Source organism: Desulfovibrio piger (assembly GCF_012843875.1).
GTDB lineage: Bacteria > Desulfobacterota > Desulfovibrionia > Desulfovibrionales > Desulfovibrionaceae > Desulfovibrio.
The window spans coordinates 1-21,710 of the sequence record NZ_JABAFY010000026.1 but is presented as its reverse complement, the minus strand read 5'-3'; the positions used below and the strand labels follow the sequence as shown (position 1 = coordinate 21,710).

General features: G+C 60.8%; 24 protein-coding genes and 1 tRNA gene. 11 read left to right on the top strand and 14 right to left on the bottom strand.

The window, feature by feature from the left end:
• Nucleotides 1-60: 60 nt before the first annotated feature.
• The 12 genes from HF854_RS07815 to HF854_RS07760 all read right to left on the bottom strand — a co-directional run bounded on the left by HF854_RS07815 (nucleotide 61) and on the right by HF854_RS07760 (nucleotide 9,556).
• Nucleotides 61-792: an outer membrane protein assembly factor BamD gene (locus HF854_RS07815; protein ID WP_168935786.1), complete on the bottom strand. Its 732-nt coding sequence runs from the start codon at nucleotides 790-792 to the stop codon at nucleotides 61-63.
• A complete protein-coding gene (gene trxB / locus HF854_RS07810) occupies nucleotides 785-1,711 on the bottom strand; it encodes a thioredoxin-disulfide reductase (RefSeq protein ID WP_168935785.1) in 927 nt (308 codons plus the stop codon). Before trxB ends, HF854_RS07815 begins: the two co-directional genes overlap by 8 nt.
• On the bottom strand, nucleotides 1,708-2,031 hold the full coding sequence (gene trxA / locus HF854_RS07805) for a thioredoxin (protein ID WP_006005379.1): 324 nt from the start codon (nucleotides 2,029-2,031) through the stop codon (nucleotides 1,708-1,710). Before trxA ends, trxB begins: the two co-directional genes overlap by 4 nt.
• Nucleotides 2,032-2,173: 142 nt before the next feature.
• On the bottom strand, nucleotides 2,174-3,235 hold the full coding sequence (gene tsaD / locus HF854_RS07800; protein WP_168935784.1) for a tRNA (adenosine(37)-N6)-threonylcarbamoyltransferase complex transferase subunit TsaD: 1,062 nt from the start codon (nucleotides 3,233-3,235) through the stop codon (nucleotides 2,174-2,176).
• An 18-nt stretch (nucleotides 3,236-3,253) separates the two neighbouring features.
• Nucleotides 3,254-4,258: a class 1 fructose-bisphosphatase gene (fbp, locus tag HF854_RS07795; protein ID WP_168935783.1), complete on the bottom strand. Its 1,005-nt coding sequence runs from the start codon at nucleotides 4,256-4,258 to the stop codon at nucleotides 3,254-3,256.
• Between the two features lie 76 nt (nucleotides 4,259-4,334).
• Nucleotides 4,335-5,795 carry a hypothetical protein gene (locus tag HF854_RS07790; RefSeq protein WP_303934357.1) on the bottom strand — a complete coding sequence of 487 codons (1,461 nt, stop codon included), beginning with the start codon at nucleotides 5,793-5,795 and terminating at the stop codon, nucleotides 4,335-4,337.
• Nucleotides 5,796-5,811: 16 nt separating this feature from the next.
• The gene (locus HF854_RS07785) at nucleotides 5,812-6,711 is read right to left on the bottom strand and encodes a tetratricopeptide repeat protein (RefSeq protein ID WP_168935782.1); all 900 of its coding nucleotides are present in this window, start codon (nucleotides 6,709-6,711) and stop codon (nucleotides 5,812-5,814) included.
• Nucleotides 6,695-7,024: an FtsB family cell division protein gene (locus HF854_RS07780; protein ID WP_006005369.1), complete on the bottom strand. Its 330-nt coding sequence runs from the start codon at nucleotides 7,022-7,024 to the stop codon at nucleotides 6,695-6,697. The genes HF854_RS07785 and HF854_RS07780 overlap by 17 nt, the downstream gene beginning before the upstream one ends.
• Before the next feature lies 1 nt (nucleotide 7,025).
• A complete protein-coding gene (locus HF854_RS07775) occupies nucleotides 7,026-7,280 on the bottom strand; it encodes a hypothetical protein (protein ID WP_006005367.1) in 255 nt (84 codons plus the stop codon).
• 1 nt (nucleotide 7,281) lies between these two features.
• Nucleotides 7,282-7,836 (bottom strand): CDP-diacylglycerol--glycerol-3-phosphate 3-phosphatidyltransferase, encoded by a 555-nt coding sequence (pgsA, locus tag HF854_RS07770; protein ID WP_168935781.1) that lies wholly within the window; start codon nucleotides 7,834-7,836, stop codon nucleotides 7,282-7,284.
• A gap of 119 nt (nucleotides 7,837-7,955) precedes the next feature.
• A complete protein-coding gene (locus HF854_RS07765) occupies nucleotides 7,956-8,864 on the bottom strand; it encodes an Mrp/NBP35 family ATP-binding protein (protein ID WP_040369252.1) in 909 nt (302 codons plus the stop codon).
• Nucleotides 8,865-8,899: 35 nt separating this feature from the next.
• The gene (locus tag HF854_RS07760; RefSeq protein WP_239465002.1) at nucleotides 8,900-9,556 is read right to left on the bottom strand and encodes a protein-L-isoaspartate(D-aspartate) O-methyltransferase; all 657 of its coding nucleotides are present in this window, start codon (nucleotides 9,554-9,556) and stop codon (nucleotides 8,900-8,902) included.
• Nucleotides 9,557-9,693: 137 nt separating this feature from the next.
• Here HF854_RS07760 and HF854_RS07755 point away from each other — a divergent pair, with 137 nt between their 5' ends.
• From HF854_RS07755 to HF854_RS07720, 8 genes are all read left to right on the top strand, one after another.
• On the top strand, nucleotides 9,694-11,010 hold the full coding sequence (locus tag HF854_RS07755) for a M23 family metallopeptidase (RefSeq protein WP_168935780.1): 1,317 nt from the start codon (nucleotides 9,694-9,696) through the stop codon (nucleotides 11,008-11,010).
• Between the two features lie 145 nt (nucleotides 11,011-11,155).
• Nucleotides 11,156-11,572, top strand: a complete 417-nt coding sequence (ndk, locus tag HF854_RS07750) for a nucleoside-diphosphate kinase (protein ID WP_168935779.1) — start codon at nucleotides 11,156-11,158, stop codon at nucleotides 11,570-11,572.
• A 145-nt stretch (nucleotides 11,573-11,717) separates the two neighbouring features.
• A complete protein-coding gene (locus HF854_RS07745) occupies nucleotides 11,718-12,449 on the top strand; it encodes an SDR family NAD(P)-dependent oxidoreductase (protein ID WP_168935778.1) in 732 nt (243 codons plus the stop codon).
• Nucleotides 12,450-12,610: 161 nt separating this feature from the next.
• Nucleotides 12,611-13,753, top strand: a complete 1,143-nt coding sequence (locus tag HF854_RS07740) for a pyridoxal phosphate-dependent aminotransferase (RefSeq protein WP_168935777.1) — start codon at nucleotides 12,611-12,613, stop codon at nucleotides 13,751-13,753.
• Nucleotides 13,754-13,999: 246 nt separating this feature from the next.
• Nucleotides 14,000-15,004, top strand: a complete 1,005-nt coding sequence (locus HF854_RS07735) for a methionine ABC transporter ATP-binding protein (RefSeq protein WP_168935776.1) — start codon at nucleotides 14,000-14,002, stop codon at nucleotides 15,002-15,004.
• A complete protein-coding gene (locus HF854_RS07730; protein WP_168935775.1) occupies nucleotides 14,997-15,659 on the top strand; it encodes a methionine ABC transporter permease in 663 nt (220 codons plus the stop codon). Before HF854_RS07735 ends, HF854_RS07730 begins: the two co-directional genes overlap by 8 nt.
• Nucleotides 15,660-15,697: 38 nt before the next feature.
• Nucleotides 15,698-16,495, top strand: coding sequence for a MetQ/NlpA family ABC transporter substrate-binding protein (locus tag HF854_RS07725; RefSeq protein WP_168935774.1), 798 nt, complete (start codon nucleotides 15,698-15,700; stop codon nucleotides 16,493-16,495).
• A 294-nt stretch (nucleotides 16,496-16,789) separates the two neighbouring features.
• Nucleotides 16,790-17,908 (top strand): coiled-coil domain-containing protein, encoded by a 1,119-nt coding sequence (locus tag HF854_RS07720; protein ID WP_168935773.1) that lies wholly within the window; start codon nucleotides 16,790-16,792, stop codon nucleotides 17,906-17,908.
• A 291-nt stretch (nucleotides 17,909-18,199) separates the two neighbouring features.
• Here HF854_RS07720 and HF854_RS07715 read toward each other — a convergent pair.
• Nucleotides 18,200-18,286, bottom strand: a tRNA-Leu gene (locus tag HF854_RS07715).
• A 187-nt stretch (nucleotides 18,287-18,473) separates the two neighbouring features.
• Here HF854_RS07715 and HF854_RS07710 point away from each other — a divergent pair.
• From HF854_RS07710 to HF854_RS07700, 3 genes are read left to right on the top strand one after another with little or no spacing between them, the layout of a single operon-like run.
• Nucleotides 18,474-19,040 carry a hypothetical protein gene (locus tag HF854_RS07710; RefSeq protein ID WP_168935772.1) on the top strand — a complete coding sequence of 189 codons (567 nt, stop codon included), beginning with the start codon at nucleotides 18,474-18,476 and terminating at the stop codon, nucleotides 19,038-19,040.
• A 43-nt stretch (nucleotides 19,041-19,083) separates the two neighbouring features.
• A complete protein-coding gene (locus HF854_RS07705; protein ID WP_168935771.1) occupies nucleotides 19,084-19,467 on the top strand; it encodes an RT0821/Lpp0805 family surface protein in 384 nt (127 codons plus the stop codon).
• A gap of 15 nt (nucleotides 19,468-19,482) precedes the next feature.
• Nucleotides 19,483-21,033, top strand: coding sequence for a polysaccharide biosynthesis/export family protein (locus HF854_RS07700; RefSeq protein WP_168935770.1), 1,551 nt, complete (start codon nucleotides 19,483-19,485; stop codon nucleotides 21,031-21,033).
• A 212-nt stretch (nucleotides 21,034-21,245) separates the two neighbouring features.
• Here the strand turns inward: HF854_RS07700 and HF854_RS07695 are convergent, their stop codons facing one another.
• On the bottom strand, nucleotides 21,246-21,449 hold the full coding sequence (locus tag HF854_RS07695) for a dual CXXC motif small (seleno)protein (RefSeq protein WP_168935769.1): 204 nt from the start codon (nucleotides 21,447-21,449) through the stop codon (nucleotides 21,246-21,248).
• Nucleotides 21,450-21,710 lie beyond the last annotated feature (261 nt).

Below are 21,710 nucleotides of genomic sequence, written 5' to 3'. Positions count from 1 at the left end.
CGGGAGTGGAAGTCATTTTCCCTGCAGAACAAAAAAGCCCCGAACGGGGCTTTTTTGTTCTTACAGCCAGGTGAACCAGTTTCGCCAGCTGCCCTGCCGCTTTTCGCGGGTCAGGCGGCCTTGCTCTTCCTTGTAGTAGTGGTACGCCGCCAGGGACTTTTCCTTGGCATGCGAGGCTACTTCAGGAACATCCGGGAAGTTCTCGCTCACATATTCATAGCGCCGCCAGGCAGGACCATACTTTTCCATATGCCAGAACACGTCGGCGATATAGAGTTCATGCTCGGCCATCAGGCGACGGCAGGTGTGCATCTTTTCCCCGGCATCCTTGGCATAGGGAGAGTCAGGATAGACCTGCTGCAGCCGTGCGAAGTATTCGTGGGCTTCCTGCAGGATCGTCGTTGCCCGGTCGATGGACCGGAACTGCTTCATGAGCGACATGCCCGTCTGATAGATGACGTAGGGGGTCGCATCATGCCGCGGGTGCAGCGACTCGAAATCCTTGTATGTTTCCGCAGCCAGCACATATTCCTCATCGAGGTAATAGGCATCGGCCAGGGCCAGCTCCGCGTCGACCGTATAGGGGCTGAAGGGATAGGTATCCCGCAGCTTGTTGTACAGTTCGACCGCGCGCACATAGTTCTTTTCGCTCATGGCGTCATTGCCGGCTTCGAATATCTCCTGCGCTGTATCCTCGGCCGGAGGCAGGTAGATCATATCGATGATGCCGCAGCCAGACAGCGAAAAGATGGCCAAAGCCAGAGTCAGAGAGCGAAGATAGTTTTTAAACATGGAGCTGTTCCAGGAAGACGAAAGCTGCCTGCGCAGCAGTTGCACCGTCACCGGCGGCAGTTATGACCTGACGGCACAGTTTCGAACGCACGTCACCGGCGGCAAAAATGCCGGGGATGCTGGTCCGCATTTCCGTATCCGTCACAATGAAGCCCTGGGCATCACGTTCCAGCGCGGCGGGCAGGTACGCCGTTGCCGGCTCGAAACCGACATAGATGAACAGCCCTTCGACGGAGATCTGACGGATCTCGTCCGTCTTCAGATCCCTGACGCTCAGGGATGTCAGGGCGTTTTCTCCATGGAGGGCGGTCACGACGCTGCTGCGCACCAGCTCCACCTTGTCCGGCATGGATTCCAGCTTGTCCTGATAGATCTTCGCCCCGCGGAACTCGTCACGGCGATGGATCAGATAGACTTTGGAAGCCAGCTTGGCCAGATAAAGGGATTCTTCCAGCGCAGCATTGCCGCCGCCGACGACGGCGACCGGCGCATTGCGGAAGAAGTTGCCGTCGCACAGGGCGCAATACGAGACCCCACGACCCTGCAGACGCTTTTCATCAGCAAGCCCCAGCTCGCGATGATGGGCGCCGGAACACACGATGACCGTCCGGCAGCTGTGCTCCTTGCCACCGGCCTGCACGACAAAATTGCCGGCCTCGCCGCTGACGCTTTCCACAGCATCCCGGCTATGCGTCACCGGCAAGCCTTCCAGATGGGCGGCAAACAGGTCGGCCAGCTCGTAGCCCTTGATACCCTTGGGATACCCGGGGTAGTTCTCCAGAGCTTCGGTCTGCAGGATCTGTCCTCCGGCTGCCATCTTCTCAAAAAGGATGACGGAGCAGCCGGAACGGACGAGATACAGCGCCGCCGTCACCCCGGCAGGGCCACTGCCTATGACTGCAGCATCGAAGGAGCTCATGCCAGGGCCTTGGTCTGCAGGATGTTGACGATGGCGTCCTTGTTGACGGCACCGGTCACCTGGTCGATGGCCTGGCCATTCTTGAACAGCATCAGGGTCGGGATGGCGCGGATACCGAATTTGGTGGGCGTCGCCGGGTTTTCGTCAACGTTCATCTTGACGATGCGGACCTTGCCTTCGTACTCGGCAGCCAGTTCATCGATGATGGGGCCCACAGCGCGGCAGGGACCGCACCAAGGGGCCCAGAAGTCCAGCAGGACAGGGATATCGGAATTCAGGACAACGCTATCGAAAGTGGCATCAGAAATCTGTTCGGCCATAGTGTCTCTCCTTAGAAAATAAGCAAATTCCCGTCACAGGCGGACGGATCCCGCCATCGCAGATGAGCTGCCACGGCTGCCAAAAGATTAGTTGCCTCAACCGCCACTGTCAAGACGGTGACACAAAAACGGTGACAAATATCTAGAGTTCCCGAAAAAACATATCGTCCGGGATCGCCTTGCCCCGCGGGATGGTCTCCATGCGCAGATCATGCTGCCAGCCTTCCCTGGCGATGAGCCAGGAGGCATAGGCCACCATGGCGGCGTTGTCCGTGCACAGGGCACGGCCGGGCATGATGGTATGGCCGCCCCGTTTTTCCATCAGCTGTGCCATACGCTCACGCAGCAGACTGTTGGCGGCAACGCCTCCGGCCATGATCAGCAGATCCAGATCGGGGTTGGCGGCAAGCGCCCGCTCCACCTTGGTGGCGATGGTCTCCACCACGGCCAGATTGAAAGAGGCGCAGCAGTCCTTCAAAGCCTGGGGGGCATCTGCCGTATCCTGCAAGGGATGCGGCCAGGGCTGATCAGGCAGCACCTGGTGCACATAGCTGGTCACGGCGGTCTTCAGGCCGCTGAAGCTGAAATCCAGATTGTCGTTGTCCAGATACGGGCGCGGGAACAGACGGGCATCCGCCCTGCCCTGCCGGGCCAGGGCATCCATCAGTTTGCCGCCGGGATAGGCCAGCCCCAGGATCTTTCCGACCTTATCAAAGGCCTCACCTGCCGCGTCATCCAGCGTCTTGCCCAAGACGATGCAGCGGGAAGGCGATTCCATGCGATAGATATGCGTATGCCCGCCGGAGACCAGCAATCCCAGCGCGGGGAAGCGCAGTTCGTTCTCCAGCCCTGCGGCCAGCAGATGCGCATGCAGGTGATTGACCCCCAAAAAGCGGGCCCCGCACCCCAGCGCCAGTGCCTTGGCAAAGGCAACGCCTACCAGCAGGCTGCCCAGCAGGCCGGGCCCCCGGGAGACAGCCACCACATCCAGATCGGACGGACGCAGGTCAAGGCGCTGCATGAGCTGGTCGAACAGCGTCCCCAGATAGCGGTAATGCTCGCGGGAAGCCAGTTCAGGGACGACGCCCCCGAACAGGGCATGGATATCCGCCTGGCTGGCCAGGACGGCATCCAGCAGGACACCGTCCCGGACCACCGCCAGCGCGGTCTCATCACAGGAACTTTCAATGCCGAGGCACAGCAAGGTCTTCTCCCACTCGGACTAGTCCGGATACTTGGCGTAGATGGCCTCCACAGCCTCCACGTCACGGGCCGAACCGATGTACAGGGGCGTACGGGCGTGCAGGGTCTCGGGGCGACGCTCAAGGATACGGCGACGACCGTCGCTGGCCTTGCCGCCGGCCTGCTCGGCCAGGAACGCCAGCGGGGCGGCTTCGCACATCATGCGCAGTTTGCCGTTGGGCTTGTTCTTGTCCGGCGGATACAGATAGATGCCGCCGTACAGCAGCGTGCGGTGGAAGTCGGCCACCAGCGAGCCCACATAACGGGCGGAATAATCCTTGCCTTCCGGGCTCTTGCAGGTATGGAACCATTCGACGGCCTCACGCGCGGGCTCGTCCCAGTTGTTCCGGTTGCCTTCATTGACGGAATAGATGTGCCCCTGCTCCGGGATGCGCATATCAGGATGGGAAAGCAGGAATTCCCCGACGCCGGGGTCCAGTGTGAAGCCATGCACCCCCTGACCGGTACTGAACACCAGCATGGTGGACGGGCCGTACAGGATATAGCCCGCGGCCACCTGCTGGATGCCGGGCTGCAGGACTTCTTCCAGGGAGACTTCACCGGTGCTGCCCGCAGGACGGCGCAGGATGGAGAAGATGGTGCCCACATTGATGTTGACGTCGATATTGGACGAACCATCGAGAGGGTCGAAGATCAGGATATAATCGCCGCGGGGAAATTCCGGTCCCACGCGCACCAGCTCCGGCTCTTCCTCGGAGCCCATGGCGCACAGGGCGCCGCAGCGTTCCATGCGGTAGAGCAGGATCCGATTGGCGATGCTGTCCATCTTCTGCACGTTCTCGCCCTGGACGTTCACCTCGCCCGTGCCGCCGAGGATATCCAGCAGACCGGCCTTGTTGATCCGGCGGGAGATGGTCTTCCCCGACAGGATCAGGTCATACAAAAGACCGGTGAACTGGCCGGTAGCCTGGGGAGAGCGCTTTTGGTGCAGCAGAAGATGTTCGGTAACGGTAATGTCGGCCATGAAAAGCCTCCTTACACTGGATATGAAAGCGTGTGCGCCGCCGAAGCGGCGCACACTGCGTGATTGCTGTCAAAGACTACCTGGGGCCGAAGGGACTGGGGCGCCCGCCCGGCAGCAGGGCCGGACGTCTGGGCTCTGAAGGCTCTTCGGCTGCCGGCGCTTCCGCAGGCTCGGCAGCGGGTTCTGCCGCAGGCGCTGCCGTCTCTGCCGGGGCCGCAGCAGACGTTTCGGAAGCTGCGGGCTTGGCGGCAGCCGGAGCCTCGGGGGCAGCCGTTTCTGCTGCGGGAGCCGTATCGGCAGCGGACTCAGCCGGAGCTGCCGGGGCAGCGGTATCCGCTCCGCCCTGCTCGGCTGCCGGCTTGGCAGCGCCACGAGGACCAAAGGGACTGGGCATGCGCACCTGCGGCGCGGGCGCGGTCTCTTCAGGCAGTTCGGGCACCGTGAGCGCCTCATCGGGGATGACGAGCCGTCTGCGCGGACGCGGCTTCACGTTCTCGCCGGCCAGCGGCCGTTCACGCACGCGGGAAGGAGCCGGAGCGCTTTCCTGCGGCGGCTGGACGATGCTGGCGCCCGGAGCCACATCCTGCGGCGGCATGCCGCCGGCATCACCGTAGCCGTCAACGGCATCTTCGGAAGCACCGAAGGCGGGCGTCGTCTTGCTGCTATCCTTCTTGCGTTCGGGCATAGGCGGCGGAGGAAGCTTTTCCTTTTCCTTGGGGAAGAAGGGCAGGCCCTGATCCACGCTGCCGTTCCCCTGCGGGAAGGTGCCGGATTCCGCCACGGCAAAGACCAGCGGCAGGTTGCCCAGATAACGCACCATGTAATAGAAGCTCCCCGTCGCGTTGGTGCAGGTGCCGGAAGAGCTCTTGGTGACGGCTTCTTCCCAGTTCACCGAAGCGAGCGGGGTCGCCGCATAGTCATACTTGCCGGGCCAGAGCAGCGCCTGAGGGCTGAGGATGACCATGTCCTGGGGATTGCCGGAATACTGCACCAGGTTGCGCATGTCGAAATAGGCCACGACGATGCCGAGGAAATCCACGCCATCGTACAGGGGGGCAGCCAGCATGACTTCCGGCCCCATGGGGGTCTGCTGCACACCGGCACGCAGGGCACGGCTGCCCTGCTTCTTGTCTTCATACAGCAGCGGGATGAAATCCAGCTGTTTCAGAGGATTGGCAGGCTCCTGCCCCAGCAGGGTCCCGTCATATTTGACGCCGGCAAAGCCGTCCAGCCAGGGATGGGCGGCAAAAAGGCTGTCCATCCACTGCCGCGTCGGCGGTTTGTCCGCATTGATCATGGTCCGCTCAAAGCGGCCCAGCTCCACATCCAGCCCCATCATGCAATTGGTGAGCGCCAGCGCACGCGGGGAAAGATCTCCTTTTTCACCATAATCCACAGATGCAGGAGGGCTGACATAGGTATACCAGACATCCTTTGTACCCTTCCAGACATTCTTGGTGGGCTGGTAGGAACTGCAGCCCGCCACCATGGCGGCGGAGGCAAGCAGTACACAACAACGCCTAAACAAATGGGACACCACGCACTCCTGCTTCTTAACTCTGGGCCCTGGCTTCCACGCGTTCGGCCAGGGCTTCCAGCATACTGATGAGTTTGTCCTTGCCTGCGGCCATGTCCGGCGAAGGCGGAACGAGATCTTCCACAGCAGCGCCCTCAAGCTGAGTGCGCAGCATGGCGATACGCTGCTGCAGGACTTCCTGTTCGGAAGAGCCGGCGGCGGCAGCAGCCAGCTCGGTATAAATATCCAAAGCGCCCTGAAGATCCCCCTGCTCGGCCAGGACTTCTGCCATGGACCGGGTACGCAGGGAAAGGGGCCTGTCCGGGGTCGGTTGCGGCAGCGGATGCTCCCGTCTGCCCTGTGCCGCAGCAAAGGAAGCAGCGTCGTCGTCTCCCTTAGCCACCCCGGCACCGGCAGGCTTGGCCGCCGGAGAGGAAAAAGCATCATGCGCCTGCGCGTCCAAGTCCTCGGGCCCCATGACGGCCAGGTCGGCCAGGGCCTTGCCGCGCGGCAGGTCGCTGCTCTGGGCCTCCTGCATGAAGGAACGCAGGCCCCGTTCAAAAACTTCGTTGAGATTCAGCGGGCGGCTCGCGAAGCTGGCAGCCAGAAAGCGCAGGGCCGTCGCCACATCCCCGCAGCCGCTGCCGAGCATGCTGGCCGCCCAGGCCTGCCAGAAGCCGGGATAGGAGGCAAAAAGCTGCCCCAGTTCCGTCACCTCCGCCACGCAGGCTTCGGGCTGCCCGTGATGATAGAGCTGCTCGATATAAAAAAGCCGTGCTTCAAGAAATTCGGGATGACGCTCCAGCCCCCGGCGCAGGGTCTCAAGCGCCGCTTCAGGCTGTCCGTCCTCCACCAGCAGGCGAGCCAGAGGGAAAAACAGCTTGGAGCTGGGTTCCAGCTCCAGCACTTCCCTGTACCATTCAATTTTGTCCATCATGCGTGGCAGCCCCGCTCTCCCGGTTTTCGGAGGAATCACCAAAAAGGTACAGCACTTCGTTCTCGTGGACGTAGTGCAGCCGCTGGCGTATCATTTTTTCGACATAGCGTTCATCCGTCTGGAGCAGACGGATGTCCCGGCTCAATGAGCGGTTCTCCGCATCGATGCTGGCGATCTCGGCCTCGATGGCCGCATGTTTCTGTTTGAGTTCACGATAGGCGATGAGCCCTTCAGATCCCCAGATCATGTGACAGAAAATGATGAGGTTGATCCCCCATACAGCTACCAGAACTATGACCCGCCAAGCTACCATCTTATTGCAAGACCCGTCGTTGTTTCTGCCAGGTACGCCGGGAGAGCCCCAGCTCTTCCAGAAAAGTCGCTGTGGCGGATTCCAGACGCTCTACGTCATCCTCTCCAAGGCGCATCTGCTCGACGCTATCCAAAAAGCGCCGTAATGCCATGAATTCTTCAACAAAATAGCGATCGGAGAGGTCAGCTCCGATCTGTGGCTCCAGCTCGAGGATGGTCTGGATGCAGTTTTTCAGCCGTAACTGCAGGGTACTCATCTTATTCGGCAGCGTTTTTTGCGGCGATCTTGCGGTAGAAACCGTAACAGTAGTTCACACAGGACACTACGGACATGATGAGCGCCAGATAGAGGATGATTTCCCCGATGGGCCACAGACGCACGCCCCAGTAAGGATAGTGCAGCAGCATGGGGATGATGGCCGCGATCTGCAGGACGGTCTTGAGCTTCCCGTACCTGTCGGCGGCGAGGACGATCCCCTCATCAATGGCGATGGCGCGCAGCCCCGTGACCACCAGCTCACGGCAGACGATCAGGATGACGACCCACGCTTCAGCCCAGCCGAGGGTGCAGAACATGATGAGCACGGAACAGATGAGGACCTTGTCCGCCAGGGGATCAAGGAACTTGCCCATGCTGGTGACCATGTTGTTGCGCCGGGCCACGTAACCGTCGGCCCAGTCCGTGATGGAAGCGGCAATGAATGCCAGCGCGGCCAGCACACAGGTCACCGGGCCCTGGAAATACAGCAGCACGATGACGAGCGGAACCAGCAGCATGCGCAACAGCGTCAGTTTATTCGCAAGATTGAACATATTCTCACCGACCGGGAAACAGAACTACATGGAAACGGGTATCACAAACGCGTCCCCGAGAAAAGGGAAAAACGCGCAGGTATCTTGAGGGGGTGGACGAGCCACCCCCCAAAGAGCGCCTAGCTCTTGCTGACCAGCTTCGCGGCGCCGCTGTCGGCAGCCTGGGCGATGGCGTCAGCCAGATGCAGGAAAGCCTGCTTGGCAGGGCAATCCTGTTCAAGATAGACCACGGGCACGCCCCGGTCGGCGGCCACCACGGTGGCCGGATCCAGCGGGATGGCACCCAGGAAGGGGATGCCGTAATGCTTGGCAAGCTCTTCACCGCCGCCCTTCTTGAACAGGTCGATCTCCTGGTGGCAGTGAGGGCAGACAAGGCCGCTCATGTTTTCCACCACGCCCAGGACCTTGCCTTCGGCGACCTGCAGGAAGTTGACGGCCTTGCGCACGTCGGCCAGGGAGATCTCCTGCGGGGTGGTCACCGTGACGCTCTGGGCGTCGGTGATGGTCTTGAGGATGGTCATGTGTTCGTCACCGGTTCCTGGAGGGGAGTCGATGAGCAGGAAATCCAGCGGGCCCCAAGCCACATCGGAGAGGAACTGGCGGATGGCAGCCGTCTTTTTGGGGCCGCGCCACAGGATGGCCTGGTCACGATCCTGCAGGAAGGAATCCATGGAAATGACTGCCAGGTTTTCATTGTACATGGCAGGGATGAGTTCGTTTTTCTCATTCATTTCGATGGTAGCCTTCAGACCCAGCAGGTTGGGCACGCTGGGGCCGTGCATGTCCACGTCCAGGATGCCGACCTTGAAGCCGCGATGGGCCAGGGCCGCGGCGGTATTGACGGTGACGGAGCTTTTACCCACGCCACCCTTGCCGCTCATGACAAAGATCTTGTGCCGGATGTGGGCCAGGCGGTCGGCAATGATCTGGTCTTGCCGGGCCATGGCCGATTCCATGCAACCGGCACCGCCGGGGTTGCCCTTGGAAGAGCAGCCCGACGCAGAGGAACAGGAAGAACAGGAAGACATGATATCTCCTTTACAGGGTATGACAACAGGCGGGCTTACCAACCATGGTCGCCCACCAGATCCACGAAGACGGCAGGGCCCAGGTCCTCGCTGCAAAGCCGTCCCTGACGGCGCATGATGCGCATCAGGCGTTGCGTGCGGGGCCGTGCCCCCACCGGGATCAGCATGATGCCGTCCACGGCAAGCTGCTCCAGCAGGGGGCGGGGGATCTGGGGACCTCCGGCAGTGACGATGATGCGGTCGAACGGGGCGGCGGCAGGCATGCCCAGCGTTCCATCGCTTCGTTGCATGTGAATAGCGCGAAGATCGAGCTGCTGCAAGAGGGCCCGGGCCGATTGGTACAGCTCTTTGAGGCGCTCCACGGTATAGACCGTGCAGCCCATGGCGGCCAGCACCGCCGCCTGGTAACCGGAACCGGTGCCGACCTCCAGCACGCGCATGCCGGGCGAGGTCTCCAGCATCTGGGACATGAGGGCCACCGTGGACGGCTGGGAGATGGTCTGTCCGTAGCCGATGGGCAGCGGACAATCCTCATAGGCCCGCGAACGCAGCCCCTCGGGCACGAAAAGATGCCGGGGGACCCGCGACATGGCATCAAGGACGCGTCCGTCCGTTATGCCCCTGGCGGCCAGCTCCCGAACCATGCGCAGACGCAGGCGTCTGGGATCTATCGCGGTACCTCTTGCCATCATGCTCGTTTTGTCCTTTGCGTATGGCGAAGAAAGAACAAATTTTCCCCCCCAAGTCAAATGCCGTCAAAGCGGGGGCTATTCCTTGAAAACTCCCCTGAAACGTGCAACACTCCCGCTTGTATGAGAAAGGAGTCTCCATGCGCAAAAAAAATTTCTTTTCCACTATCCTGAGCCTGCTCATCCTGATCGCGCTGATTGCCTGTGGGTACATCTTTTTCAAGGATATGAACGGTCCGTCCATCGCCATCGTGCCCGATACCGGACGGGTCTCTCCCCACACGCCCCTGCAGATAACGCTGGCGGACCCTTCGAACATCCGCTCCATCTCCGTGGGAGTGCGCCGCAACAATGTGGTCACCCCCATTTTCCAGCGGCATTTCGAAGAATACCTGCCCCAGCGTACTGTCGAGGTCTCGCTGAAGAATGCCGGCCTGCGTGAAGGGGCCTTCGAGCTGGAGATCAAGGCGACGGACGCCTCCCTGGCCGGCTTTGGTCAGGGCAATACCCGCACGGAGGTGCTGGCCATGCGTCTGGATACCCAGCCGCCGCGCATCTCCGTGAAGACCCTGCCGCCCAGCGTGCGCCGCGGCGGTGCCGCCGCCATCCGCTATACCATCGACGAAGAAGTCACCCAGAGCGGTGTGCTGGTGGCGGGGTATTTCGTCCCCGGCTTCCTGCAGAAGGACGGCAGCTACATCTGCTTCTTCCCCTTCCCCTACACCATGACCGCCGTGGAATATAAAAACGCCGTGGAGCTGACCGCCACGGACATGGCCGGCAACGTGACCCGCAGCCGTCTGGGCCTGCTGGCCTACGAACGCAACTTCAAAAGCGATACCATCAGCATCTCGGACAACTTCCTGGCCAGCGTCAACAGCAAGCTGGGCTATCTGGCCCCCAACGCCGCCAATCAGCTGGAAGGATACCTTTATATCAACAACCAGGTCCGCGCGGCCAACGTCGAGACCCTGCGTGCCCTGCGCAAGGACACCGCAGCGGCCATGCTCTGGGACGGGATGTTCCAGCGCCTGCCCCGCTCCGCGGCCCGTGCCGGTTTTGGTGATCACCGCTACTTCACCTACCAGGGCAAGCAGGTGGGCGAATCCTACCATCTGGGTTTTGACCTGGCCTCGGTCCGCAATGCCGAAGTCCCCGCAGCCAATAACGGCCGCGTGGTCTTCACCGGTGAGCTCGGCATTTACGGCAACCTCGTCGTCATCGACCACGGCCTGGGACTCATGTCCCTCTACTCCCATCTGAGCGAGATCCACGTCAAGGTGGGCGATGTGGTCCAGAAAGGCGCCATCATCGCCAAGACGGGGAGCACCGGTCTGGCCTTCGGCGATCACCTGCACTTCGGCATACTGGTCGGTGGCGTGGAAGTCACCCCGCTGGAGTGGCTGGATCCCAAGTGGATCAAGGACAACATCACCGGACGCCTGAACGCCCAGTAAGGCTCGCAAAGCCATCCCGCAAGGGATGGCTTTTTTTATGCCTGCATGGACTCGACCTGTCTGGGCACACCAGAAACCTCTTGTCTTATAAAATATTTTATGCAATAAGGATTGCCGCTTTTTTCATTTATCCACAGGAGATTCCATGGAACGTACTTTTTGCATCATCAAACCCGATGCCGTTGCCCGTAACCTGCAGGGTGAGATCCTTGCCATGATCCAGGGCGCCGGTCTGCGCGTGGTGGCCATGAAGCAGATCCACATGACCCGCCAGCAGGCCGAAGGCTTTTATGCCGTGCACAAGGAACGGCCTTTCTTTGCCAGCCTGACGGAATACATGAGCTCCGGCCCTGTGGTGTGCGCCATCCTTGAAGGCGACAAGGCCATCTCCCGCTATCGGGAACTGATGGGCGCCACCAATCCTGCCAATGCCGCAGAAGGCACCATCCGCAAAAAGTACGCCGAAAGCATCGAAGCCAACTCCGTGCACGGCTCTGACGCGCCGGAAACTGCCGCTTACGAAATGGCCTACTTCTTCAATGCCCTGGAGATCACCGGCTAGGCATCTTCATTTGCCGCCCGGCCCCCGGTCCTCGGCGGATCGGGGGCTTTTTTGTTTTTCTCCCCTGCCCCCGGCTTGCGGGCCGCCGGTGCCTCGGCTATTGAAAACAAGCGCATCTTGGCTGCAAAATTTTTTTGGAGGGACTATGCCCGTTGCCATCATCACCGGCGGAGCCGCCGGTATAGGACGTCACCTGTGCGCAGGATTTGCCCGCGAGGGGTATGTGGTCGCAGCTCTGGACATCCAGCCCATGAGCAGCACCCACCCGGACATCCACTGTTTTCCCTGTGACCTGCGCGATGAAGCCGCCATCACCTCTGTTTTTCATACCATCGCCCAGACGCTCGGCACTCCTCGCGTCCTCATCAACAACGGGGCCGTCAGCCATTTCCGAAAGCCCCTCCCCCTGCTGGAAGCCAAAGAATTCGATGACGTCCTGGAGACCAACCTGCGCGGCGCGTTCCTCTGCTGCCGGGAATTCGTCCGTCTTTGCCGGGGAACGGGCTATGGACGCATCATCAACATCGCCTCCACCCGTTACCAGCAGAACGAATGCGGCTGGGAAGCCTACGGCGCCTCCAAGGGCGGGCTTGTCTCCCTGACCGCCAGCCTGTGCGTGTCGCTGCACGGCACGGGCATCACCGTCAATGCGGTCAGCCCGGGATGGATACAGGTGGACGACTACGACAGCCTGAGCCCCTGCGACCACAGCCAGCATCCGTCGGGACGTGTGGGAAAACCGGAAGACGTCTGCAATGCCTGCCTGTTCCTGGCCGGGGAGGAGAACGGCTTCGTCAACGGCGTCAATCTGCCGGTGGACGGCGGCATGACCAAGCGCATGATCTATCCCGAGACCGATCCCCTTTGGACGGAATAGGCGGAAGGGCCTCTTTCTTTTTGACGCCCCTCCTGATATGAGGCCCGGATGACATACGAAAGGGCACGCCGTCTGCCCTGCGGCGCCACCGCGGCACGAGTATCGGCCGCGCAAGGCGCGGAACCAGCCTGCCCGACGGCAGGAAGAACAAAGGATATACGATGATAGCCGAGAGAGTACGCGGCATCACGCCGTTTCTGGCCATGGAAGTGCTGGAACGCGCCCAGGAGCTCGAACGGGAGGGTGCTTCCATCATCCACCTGGAACTGGGCGAACCCGATTTCGATACGCCCGAGTGCATCCGTCAGGCTGCCTTCAAGGCCTTGGACGAAGGGCAGACCCACTACACCCACTCCCTGGGCGATGTGGAGCTGCGCGAACATTTGTGCGCCTATTACAAGCGGCGCTATGGTGTCGGCCTGCATCCCGACCAGGTGCTGATCTTCCCCGGTTCTTCCCCGGCCATGATGGTCCTTTTCTCCGCCCTGCTCGATCCGGGCGACGAAGTCATCCTCTCCAATCCCGGCTATGCCTGCTACCCCAACTTCGTGCGCTATGCGGGCGGGGTGCCCGTCTGGACGCTGACCCATGAGGAAGAGGGCTTCCAGTTCCGTCCCGAAGACGTGGCCAAACAGATCACGCCGCGCACCCGGGCCGTGCTCATCAACTCCCCCTGCAACCCCACGGGCATCGTGCTGGAGCCGGAGCGCATGCGCGCCCTGGCCGAACTGGGCCCCATGATCGTTTCCGACGAGATCTATCACGGTCTGACCTACGGGGATGCGGAAGAGCACTCCATCCTGGAGTACACGGACAATGCCGTGGTCATCGGCGGCTTTTCCAAGGCCTATGCCATGACCGGCTGGCGCCTGGGCTACCTCATCGTGCCCCGTGATCTCGTGCGCCCCATGCAGGCCCTGATGCAGAACTTCTTCCTGTCCACCAATTCTGCGGTGCAAAAAGCCGGTATCGCGGCCCTGACCTGTGCCGATGAAGACGTGGCCCGCATGCATGCCACCTACGACGAACGCCGCCGCTTCCTGCTGGGCGAGCTGAAGCGCCTGGGCTTCAACATCCCCGTGGAACCCATGGGAGCGTTCTACATGCTGATCAATGCCCGCCATCTGGGCAGCAGCTCCATGGAACTGGCCTTCGACCTGCTGGAAAAAGCCCATATCGGCATCACCCCCGGTATCGACTTCGGCAGCCAGACCGAAGGGTTCCTGCGCCTTTCCTACGCCAATTCCATCGACAACCTGGCCGAAGCCATGCGTCGGCTGGAAGCCTACATCCGCCAGCGTTAGCACTTTGGAGGAAGCGGGGAAGGAATGTCCTTTCCCCTGCTTCCTCCCTGCACGTCCCGCTCCTTCCTCCCATGTCGTCACCGTGCCGGTCCTGACAGGATACGGCTTTTTTTCTGCGCCCCGCCCTTCCCCGACTATGGCCCGAAGCCTTGCGCAGCACATTTTTCGGCATCTTTTTTCTTTGCGAGCGGGGGAAGATATGCTAACCTCGAATACCCCCGACAGGGGAATCAAAGGGGAGGCACTATGGCCGAAGCGCCGATCATCGATATCGTCAATCTGGAAAAACGTTACCGCAGCAAAAATACGGATGTTTTTGCCCTTCAGGGCATCAATCTTGCCATCAACAAAGGAGACATCTTCGGTGTCATCGGCAAGAGCGGTGCCGGCAAGAGCACGCTCGTCCGCTGCATCAACATGCTGGAACGTCCCACGGGCGGTTCCATCTTTTTTGAAGGCAAGGACATGTGCCGTCTGTCGGAGAGCGAGCTGCGCGCTGCCCGGCGTTCCATGGGCATGATCTTCCAGCAGTTCAACCTGCTCATGCAGCGCACGGCGCGCCAGAACGTCTGCTTTCCTCTGGAGCTTATCGGCATGGACAAGGTCCAGGCCCGCAAGCGTGCTGAAGAACTGCTGGATCTGGTGGGCCTTGCCAACCGCATGGATTCCTATCCTTCGCAGCTCTCCGGCGGCCAGAAGCAGCGCGTAGCCATCGCCCGTGCCCTGGCCACCAATCCGCAGGTGCTGCTCTGCGACGAAGCCACGTCCGCCCTTGACCCGGCCACCACGGACTCCATCCTGTCCCTCATCAAGGACATCAACAGGGATCTCGGCATCACGGCGGTCATCATCACCCACGAGATGAGCGTCATCGAAAAGATCTGCAGCCATGTGGCCATCATCCACCGCGGCAAGATCGTGGAGCACGGCGAAGTCGAAGAGGTCTTCTTCCATCCGCGCACCGAGGCCGCACGCCGTCTGGTCATGCCCGAGGCCCTGCAGAACCTGCCCCAGGAGAACCTCTACCGCCTGATCTTCAACGGCCGTTCCTCCTTCGAGCCCGTCATCGCCAATATGGTGCTGGAATGCCACTGCCCCGTGAACATCATGTATGCCGATACCCGCGACATCGGCGGTATCGCCTTTGGCCAGATGGTGTTGCAGCTGCCCGAATGCCCGGAATCGCGCCGGAGCATCCTGGAATTCGCCAAATCCAGGAACATCCTGCTGGAGGAGATGAAGCATGTTTGATCAGGCCACTGTGGAAATGCTCATGGAAGGGGTGGTGGATACCCTGTACATGACCATCGTCTCCACGTTTTTTTCCTATGTCTTCGGCATCGTGATGGCCGTCGTCCTGGTCATCTGCCGCAAAGACGGCATCCGTCCCAATCCCGTGGTCTACAGCGTGCTGGATGTGGTGGTGAACCTGACCCGTTCCTTCCCCTTCCTGATCCTGATGATCGCCGTCATCCCCTTCACCCGCTACATCGTGGGGACCACCATCGGCAACAACGCCACGGTAGTGCCTCTGGTCATCGCCGCGGCGCCCTTCGTGGCCCGTCTCATCGAGTCCTCCCTGCTGGAAGTGGATAACGGTGTGGTGGAAGCCGCCCAGAGCATGGGGGCCTCCACCTGGCAGATCATCACCAAGGTACTGCTGCCCGAGGCCATGCCCTCGCTCATCAACGGCAGTGCCGTGGCGGCCATCACCATTCTGGGCTACTCCGCCATGTCCGGCGCCGTCGGCGGCGGCGGTCTGGGCAAGCTGGCCATCATGTACGGGTACAACCGCTACCAGACCGACATCATGATCGCCACGGTGATCCTGCTCATCATCATCGTGCAGATCTTCCAGAGCTTCGGCAACTGGGCCACCCGACGCAGCGACAAACGCGGGTCTTGATCCGCTTTTTCTATCACCCTTTCCCCGAGGTTTTTCCCATGAAAAAACTTCTGCTGACGCTGGCCGCCATGCTGGCCGCCGGTACTCTGGTTTGCCATGCCCAGGCCGCCACCACCGTGAAGGTGGGCGCCTCTCCCACGCCGCACGCCGAGATCCTGAATGCCGCCAAAGACATGCTCAAGGCTGAAGGCATCAATCTGGAGATCATCGAATATTCCGACTATGTGCAGCCCAACGTGGCTCTGGACAGCAAGGATCTGGATGCCAACTACTTCCAGCACAAGCCCTATCTGGACGACTTCAATGCCCAGAAAGGCACCAAGCTGTCCTCCATGGGCGGCGTGCACTATGAGCCCTTCGGCATCTACGCCGGCAAGTGCAAGAGCCTGAAGGACCTCAAGAAGGGTGCCATCGTGGCCGTGCCCAATGACGCCACCAACGAAGGCCGCGCCCTCCTGCTCATGCAGGACCAGGGCCTCATCACCCTCAAGGACGGTGTGGGCCTGACCGCCACCGTGCGCGACATCAAGGACAACCCCAAGAAGCTCCGCATCGAAGAGATCGAAGCCGCCCAGCTGGTGCGCGCCCTGCCTGACGTGGACATCGCCATCATCAACGGCAACTACGCCATCCTCGGCGGCCTGAAGGTGGCCGATGCCCTGGCCGTGGAAGCTGCCGACTCCGCCGCTGCCACCACCTACGCCAACATCCTGGCCATCCGCACCGGCGACGAAAAGCGTCCCGAACTGCAGGCCCTGTACAAGGCCCTGTGCAGCGACAAGATCAAGGAATTCATGAAGACCAAGTACGAAGGCGCCGTGCTGGCCACTCACTAGGCCAGGACCGCAACGTCATCTGTAAAGGCCCCCTCCTTGGGGGCCTTTTTCATGGCTCCACGTTTCCGTACTGCTGCCCGGGGATATTGCGGACAGGCAAGACGTACCTGCCGCCCCCATCAGACCAACAGCCAGATCTCATCCACGGATGCTCTTCCTGGCCGGTCTTCAGCATATACAGACAGTTCCCGGGCTCCGGCACCTCCGGCCGAAGCGCGCCCCCTTCCTCTTGAAGCCATCCCCTCTGCCTGCTACCCTTTCCTCTCTACCGTCACTTTTTCCAAAGGAGAGCGCATGCGCCCGGCCCTGCTCCTGCTGCTGGCTATCCTGCTCCATGTCCAGCCTGTCTCTGCCGCCCGGTCTTTCGTCGACATCTGGGACGATGCCGTCCCGTTGTTGCACGAAGGGGTGGATATCATCGCCTCGGGAGAGGGCCCCTCCGAACGCAGCTGGGCCGAGGTCCTGACGTTCCGCGATCCCAAATTCCAGCGCATCGTCTCCGAATGCTTCGCCATCCTCGCGGATTCCCAGGCTCTGGACCTCATCGCCAGCCGGGATGCCGCCCGCGACGAGATTGCCGCAAAGCGCCAGAAGATAGCGGCCCTGCAGCAGGAGCTCGTTTCCGCCCCCTCTTCACACTGGAACCCGCTCAAGGCCACGCGCAGCAGCCTGCAGGAAGATATCGCCGGACTGCGCAAGGAGATAGCAGATCTGGAACACGGTCTGGAGGCGGACAAGGAGCGCATCTTTGCCGAGATCTCCGCACGCGGCCTGCCTGTCAGCCGTGAACAGCTGGAGACCATGCTGAGCGCGGCCGACGGCAAGGATACCGCCAGCATCATGGCCGTGGCCGAGAACATCAGCGCCATCCAGCGCAGCATAGAAAGCCAGCTGGCGGCCCCGGACGCCTCTGTGGAGCTGCTCCAGACCTATACGGGCATCTACATGATGTGCAACAAGGTCTATGTCTACGCCCTGCAACAGGCCCTGCAGCAGATCGACAGCCGCTACCTCGACCGTCTGGGGAAAATAAGGAAGGAGGCTGCCCAGCTGCAGGAACATGCCCGCAGCCTGCTTTCCGGGGCCGAGGAGACGGACCGGAAGATCCTGGAAGTGAACATCGCCGCCAACCAGAGGACACTGGATGCCGTGGACCTCTACAACCAGTATCTGTCACGTCAGAAAAAGCATTTGCAGCAGTTGCTGCAGCGGGCGGAAAAATCCTTCAAGGTGGCCGTCAATACCTATCGGACCGTCAAGACCAGCAGCGATCTGCTGGGGATGATGCACACGTCGGAAGCGGATTTCTCCCGCATCTTCGCCTTCCAGCCGCCAGACCTCTCCCTGCTGTATGATGCCCGGCTGCGGCAGGAGTTCGACGACATCACAAGCAGACTGCGGGCAGCGGAATAAGGCCGGACGCCCCAGAAACGGCAAAAGCTCTCCTCATTCGAGGAGAGCTTTTTTATGACAGAGCCTGTCACCGTCCGTCTGCTTCACGTACCGGCAGGGCACATCATGCCGCCTGCCCCGCTCATCGCAGCGGTGAGGCTGGCAAGGAGCCGCGCAAAAGTCTGCGCTGGCCTCCGCGCCCGGATCACCGCCGCCCGGATGGCGGGCTGTCTATTTTGCGCCTGCGGCACGCAGCAGGTCAAAGCCTGCAACAAAAAAAGGCTGGTATCACTACCAGCCTTTGCTTTCACTTGGTGCCGAAGGGGAGAGTCGAACTCCCACTCCGTTGCCAGAACTAGACCCTGAACCTAGCGTGTCTACCAATTCCACCACTTCGGCACAACAAAAGTGTATTTACGCCATCAGCGCCCATCTGGCAAGCATTTTTTGCCTCCCTTTTCCGTTTTGCGGAAACTGAATTTTTTTCTTTTTATTATCAGCATGATATAGCGATATTTGACAGATGTTCCGCATCGGGATAATCGACATTTTTGTCCGGCACAGCTGAAACTGCCGGAGGATCTCCATGCAAAAAAGCTCTTGGCATTACTGGCAGCAATGGCGTCAGCGTTTTTCCCTGCAACGGGATGTACATTTCGATCAGGGGATCCTGAGCAATGATTATTGCCGGGACTGTCGTTACTGTTGCGGCCCCCAGGACTGCGCCACCCCTTTTCCCATGAAGCTGCTGCCTTCGCAGCAGCATGCCCATCTGGAGAAGGACTTTTTTCTGCTTGCCCCTGATACGGCCTGCCTGGACGACAGGGGGTGCAAATCCTGCGGCCCGGAAGGCTGTCTTCTGCCACGGCAACGTCGTCCTGTGGCCTGCAGCCTGTTCCCGCTGGTCCTGCTCGATACGGGCCTTTATCTGTACAAGATCTGCCCGGCGGTCTTTTTCCTGCCGCTGGACCGCTGGCTCGTCATGGCCCGGGAGGCCGTAAACTGGCTTGTAACGCTCGCTCCGGAGGACCTGAAGCAGCTCGCCATCCATATCCCGGAAGCTATCGTGCGGGAACGCTTCATCGATCTGGAGCTTCCCCTGCCCTTTTCACCCCGGATGCCGGATCCCGCGTCTCAGCCTGTCCAGGGCTGACCAGCAACGGTCCGATTCCGGCCTTTCCTTTCCAGGAGAACTCATGAAACGTCTCTCTACCCTTCTCATGCTGACGACCTGTCTGGCCCTCAATGGCTGCGGCCTGCTGGGAGACTCCCCTGAAACGCCCGAATACAAGCCCAGCCCTGTGGAAAATTTTATGGCCAATGCCGTGCCCGGTGACATCACCACCCTTTCCGATCCCGCCTTCGGGACGGACGTGCGCGTGAGCATGGAAGACAGCTTCTTCTCCGCGGCTGGTGAGGAATGCAAGCGCGCCACTGTCCGCAACAATTTCAATGAAGCCGAGATCATCGTTGCCTGCCGCAATGCCCAGGGCCAATGGCGGCTGGCGCCCCGCGTCTGGGGCCAGGGCATGCGTCCCGCTGTCATGCCGGCTTCCCAGACGGAAGAGGCCAAGGACTAAGCCCGGGGCCGTACCATGAAAAAGTCTGTTTTTCTTTTGCTGCTGTGCCTGCTGCTCCTGCCGCAGGGCAGCTATGCCGCTGACGCTCCGGCACCCTACGGAGCCAATCTTTTCCAGGGCAATTTCGGTCAGGGAGGAGCCGCCGGCGCCATCGCACCGGGTGACAGGGTCGTCCTGCGCCTGTGGGGCGGGAGCCTCAATGTGGATACCATCCTCGAAGTCAGCCCTGCCGGCCAGCTGGACATCCCTGAAGTCGGCCAGCTCAACGTGACCGGTCTGGCCCAGGACAAATTGCAGGATGCCCTGCGCAGCAAGCTGGCGGCCTCCGGCCATGCCGACAGCCAGATCTATCTGGCCCCCATGGATGCGCAGCCCATCACTCTGTTCGTCACCGGCAATGTGCCCAAGCCCGGCCGCTACAGCGGTTCTGCGGCCGATCCCCTGCTGAGCTATCTGGACAAGGCGGGCGGTATCGACGCCGGACGGGGCAGCTACAGGAACATCCAGGTCCGCCGCAACAATCAGGTCGTGACGACGGTGGACCTGTATCCCTTCATCCGTGAAGGCAGCATGCCGCCCATCCGTTTCCAGAATGGCGACATCATCGTTGTCCCCGACAAGGGGCCCACGGTCACTGTCACGGGCAAGGTACGCACCAGCGCCCGCTTTGAGCTGCCGGAAGGCAAGACCTCCGGGGCCAGCCTGCTGAAGCTGGTGGATCCGGACAGCAGTGCCTCGCATATCGCCATCAAGGGGGTCCGCAACGGCAAGCCCTACAATACCTATCTGCCCCTTGGCGAACTGGCCAGCCTGCAGCTGGCGGACGGTGACAGCATCGAGCTGCTGGCGGATACCGCAGGCAATACCATAACGGTCACGGTGCAGGGAGCCGTGCGCGGTGCCAGCCGCTTTCCCGTGCGCCGCGGGGCACGCCTGGATGAAGTGCGCAACTTTATCGCTGTCGAACAGGGACGCGCTGATCTGAACGGCATGTACATCAAGCGCAAGAGCGTGGCCGAACGCCAGAAGAAAGCCATCGCCGACAGCCTGCGCCGCCTGGAAGAATCCGCCCTTACCGCTTCGTCGGCCAGCACGGAAGAGTCCCAGATCCGCGCCAAGGAAGCGGAGATGATCGCCAAATTCGTGGAGCGGGCCAAAGCCGTGGAACCGGAAGGTGTCGTCGTCCTGAGCGACGGCCAGAAGATCGGCGACATCACGCTGGAAGATGGCGATGTCATCGTCATCCCGGCCAAGAGCGACGTGGTCCTCGTCAGTGGTGAAGTCATGATGCCCCAGGCCATGCTCTGGAGCAAAAACAATGATCTGGACGATTACATCAAGGGAGCCGGCGGCTATAACAGCCGCGCGGACCAGGATACTGTGCTCGTCATGCATCCCAACGGCTCGGTGAGCCATGATGGCGACAATATCCGGCCCGGGGACCAGATCCTTGTGATGCCGCGGGTGGCCTCCAAGAACATGCAGGCCGTCAAGGACATCTCGCAGGTCATGATGCAGGTGGCCGTGTCTGCCCGTGCCATCCTGGGCCTGCCCACCCTCTATTAAGCCTTCCCTCCTCTGCCGACACAAAAACAGCCCGCATGGTTCGCTCCATGCGGGCTGTTTTCGTAACCAGGAAAAGCAGCGGGAACTCTTGCCGGGCAGCCGTTATCCTGCCAGGAGCATCCCCATACCGGCGCACAGCAAGATGGCGGCATGCACGGCGCCGGACAGCGCCAGCACAAGCAGGAGAGCTGCTCTCTGATGCCGGTTCACGCCTAGATACGGTCGAAGTACAGGCCTTCGAGGAAGCGTTCCATAGCTTCATCTGCCTGACTGATGAACTGTTCCAGCGGGAAACGCTTGCCACAAAAAGGACAGCGCATGAAGGCCTCGTGGCAGGTACGCGCGATCTCCAGCTTGTGATCGCATTCAGGACAGGACAATGTCGTCTGGGCCTGCCGGGCTGCAAAATAAGACATGTTTCCTCCCTTGTGTGCTGAGGAACGCACACGATGCCGCCCCTTATGCCGGGACTGACAGCGGCTGTCAATTGTTCTTTTTTACACAGCCGCTTACCTGCTTTTCTGTGAAGATCAACGCGCAGGCGGTGCGGCTGGCCATGATTTACGTGCTTAAAATATATTTAATAAATTCAATATACTAAGAGAATGTCCGGCATACACCTTGCTATACCAGTTTTCTCCAAAGGATACAGGCCAAAGCAAGGTAAAGTAGCCCCA